General features: G+C 56.6%; 1 pseudogene. It reads right to left on the reverse strand.

The window, feature by feature from the left end:
- Positions 1–3,779 (reverse strand): annotated as a pseudogene (locus tag BV106_RS34725) (hypothetical protein); the annotation flags it as partial.
- Positions 3,780–3,819 lie beyond the last annotated feature (40 nt).

Raw genomic sequence — 3,819 nt, forward strand, 5'->3', positions numbered from 1 at the left:
TCCGTGGCCGAGCTGAGCGCCATGCCGTGATCGAAGTCGAAGTTGTAAACCTCGCTCCCGGCCGGCGTTTGGATCTCCATCCGGCTGAAGAAGACGGTGACGTGGCGGCTGAAAGGGTCCGGATTGCGTTGGGGATCTTGGGCCAACGGGACAAACACGTCAGGCTGGGTGAAAGTGTAAGTGTAGTTCCCGCACGGACCGCTGACCTGGGTCTGCATGGAAACCGCGCCCAGGGTGGCATCACTCTGGCACACGAGCTGCCGGATGCCTCCGAAGTTGGTCACCGAGTTGTCTGGCAACGTGACTTTTTTCACCAACCGGGGCATCCCCAGCTGGCTGCGCGAGGCAAATCCGTCGCCAGAAACTTCCAGATATTTGTTCCCGTGGTTGAACTCGTACTCAAACTTATACTCACCACCCCGCTCGTCGGTGATGCGGGTGAGAGAGAAATGCCTGTGTTGAGGATCAGGCGGTCCATCGGCATCCAGGTCGATGGCAGGGATGGGCTCAATCTCGGTCTCATACTGGTAGCTGACCGTTTGCCCACCTCGCACCACGGATGAGAGATAGCGCACCAGATCATCGCCGGTGTTCTGGGTGGAGTAGCCGTACTGAATGTTCTCGCCTGATGGTCCACGGACGGCCGTGACCACCCCATTGTTCTGGGTGATGGTGACCACCTGATTGGGACGATCAGGATCGTGGATCTTGTCAGGGATGAGCGTGGTGTCCGACGGGTAGCTGTAGAGGAGCTCGTTGCCCCAGCGGTCTTCCACTTTGGTCAATCTGGCATAACTGTAGGTGTCAAAGTATGCATAACCCCCAACTTCGCGGTTGATGGGCATCCCCTGGAAAAGAAGCGACATTTCATAGGTGCAGACGGTCCCGTACTTCTTCCGGTGCACGAACCCGGTCACGACATTGTTGACATCATAGAGCGTCTCCAAGGTATCCTGGGCGGTCTTTGCATTCTTCTTTTCCTCCCGCGAATGCGTCCACACATGATGATCGTAGAGCTCCCCTTCAGGATCCCGCAAGGTTCTGAAGAAGACCGTGGCATTGCCTTGCTCATCGGTCACCACAGCCTTCATGTAGTCTTCTTCGATGCGCACGCTTGCACAAAGATTTGAAGACCATCCTGGTCCGAACGGCGCGTCAGGAAGCTCGGCCGGACGCAGCCCATTCCCTAGATTCCAGATTTGCTCTTTCGCACTGCGGCGGACGGAAAGAGCAAGAAGGGAGCTGTCCACGCTTGAATAGACATCCGTAACCGCATGACTCAGTTGACGGGTGAACGCATCTACAAACGTCTCTTCCGGCGCTTCCCCGCTCTCATCCTTTACCTGCGGTTTGCTGTCAGCCATCGGCATCCCGTTGAGCCCTATTTTCCGGTACGAAGGCCCCGCTGCGTCGCTGGCAGAGATTCGAAATCCGATCTGGCCCGCCCCTGTTTCCTGAACGGGTTCAAGAACGATCCTTTCCACTTCTCCGTCGTCAAGGAGGGACCCGGACCGCGGCTGGAGTTCGACGATTTGCTCAGACTTGGTCTCACCAGGCTTTACCACGAAGTGCTCAAGCCCCAGGTTTTGGCGTGAAACCCCCACCCCATCCAGAAGTTTGATCTTGATCTTGTTGTAGTAGTAATAGTACCACCGCGTGGCAGGCTCCTCGAAGGTGACCCGCAACTTTATGAGCTCACTGTCCCAACTTTCATTACTGGTGTAGACGCCGGTTTGAGGGATGACTCCGAAGGGCAACGGAGAAGAATAAGACCAACGATTTTCGGACTGGGCCTGAAGACCTTGATGATGGGGCAGCCATTGATCCCACTGAGTTCCCACTTCCAGATCCAACGGCGAGGAGGAATTTTCCGCTGAAAGGGCTCCGGAACGAGAACGCTCCCAATTTATGATGGCCCAGTACCCCCCTTGGGACATGCTATAGTCGAAAGTCGCATAGCTATACATCAGTTTTCCCCAGAGAGCTTCAAATCCGACCCCCACGCCCATCTCACCATCGGGACGACTGGGCTCTGAATATTCAAAAAACGATTCGTCCTCCGGCGTCCCGGCCGCAATCGGCGCGGGAACGGGAGGATTAAATTGCCCCCCGGGGTTTCCTCCAGGTGCATTGCCCACCCATGGAATCACGGGTGCCGCACCAGCAGGGCCTTCTGGAGCGGTGCCTGGCGCCCCCTGCCCCACTTCGTTGGTATCGATCGTGCCGTCGGCGTCCGAGTCCACGATCAGTGGATGCAGATCATAGAGGTATTCAGTGAGGTTGACGAGCCCGTCGTTGTCAGGATTGGCCTGCGCATCCGGCATCCGCAAATCCAGCCCTCCCAATGGAAACTTCCACAGACCATACTTGTGCTCCCAGGCATCTGACATGCCATCACCATCCAAGTCTCCCGGAGCGACCCGCACAAATCGAGGGCGCGTGGAACCAAGCGCGACCTCGGCCCAGTCCACCTTGCCGTCTGCATCGGCATCAGTGTTGGGAATCGGCCCCGTCGGATATATCCGGCTTTCCATGAGAACCAGCAAATCCCCCAACCACCCCCTTGTACGGGTGTCAGGATTGGTGGGATCAAGCATCAACCGCGCCTCCTCCACGTTGAGTACCCCATCGCTATCGGGGTCCTCCGTCGCGTCTGCCGCATTGGACGGTTGCAACCCATAGGTCGCCTCAAACGCATCGGTCATGCCATCGCCATCGGCGTCATATTGGGAGAGGTTGGCGTTCAACGCGACACCCGTCTGATACTGGTCCAGATTGGACGTACCGTTGCCATCAAGATCACCGGCACCATCCGTACCATGCTGGGGATTGAGCCCATAAAAGACTTCGATCCGGTCCGGAATCCCATCCGTGTCCGTGTCGGTGAGATCCACAAGGGCATGGTCGGTGTACAACTCCCCCCAGCCCAGCGACACGCTGCGACTATAGGCATTGAGCGGGTTGGTTTGAAAGACTATCAACTCCTCGTAGTCGGTCAAACCGTCGTCGTCGCTGTCGACATCGCTGTCGCTGGTGCCGTAGTTTTGCTCTTGTACTGCATCCAATCCATCACCGTCGTTGTCTGGTGGGGGCAGGTACGGAGTGTCATCCGCCCAGTTCAAGATCCCATCCTGGTCAGCGTCACCAAAGACATCGCCATACCAGTTGACCAGATTGAGGGAGCTGTAGTTGGCATCGTCTTGGGGAAACGGATCGAGATCATCCGAGATACCATCCCCATCGGCATCGATGAAAGCATATGGAACTGGATCAAAGAAGTTCGCCGTTCCATCACCGTCGGCATCCTGCAAGGCAGTCGCGCCCCACGTGATGCTGTTGGTGCTGCTGTAGTTGTCCGGATCGTTGGGCGCAGGATCAACCGGGTTCTTGAACCCGTCACCATCGTAGTCCGAATAGCTGGCTCCTGGATAGCCAGGCAAACCTCCAGAGTAACTGATCCCCGAAAACCCATGAAGCTCGTCATAGTCACTGACGAAGTCCCCGTCACTGTCCCAGTTCACAGGACTGGTGTTGGTCAGATGAACTTCATCACCATCATTTATGCCATCGTAGTCACTGTCATAGAGATAGGGGTCTGACCCCACTACCGCTTCTTCATCATTGGTCGCCCCATCACTATCAGCGTCGGAACTGACGTTGTTCATATCCACCAAGGAGGTAACCGCCTGGTTTTGAGGATCAATCCAGGCATCAATCTGGCCGTCAGAGTCAGTGTCCGACCAGCTGGAACGGCCAGAAGGCACCGGGCCCAGAATCATCCAGAGGCAGGTCCAAATTTGAAGCCCCTCCACCCAGAGG

Origin of the sequence: Verrucomicrobium sp. BvORR106, assembly GCF_000739655.1 — a bacterium.
In the GTDB taxonomy this organism is placed as follows: Bacteria; Verrucomicrobiota; Verrucomicrobiia; order Verrucomicrobiales; family Verrucomicrobiaceae; genus Verrucomicrobium.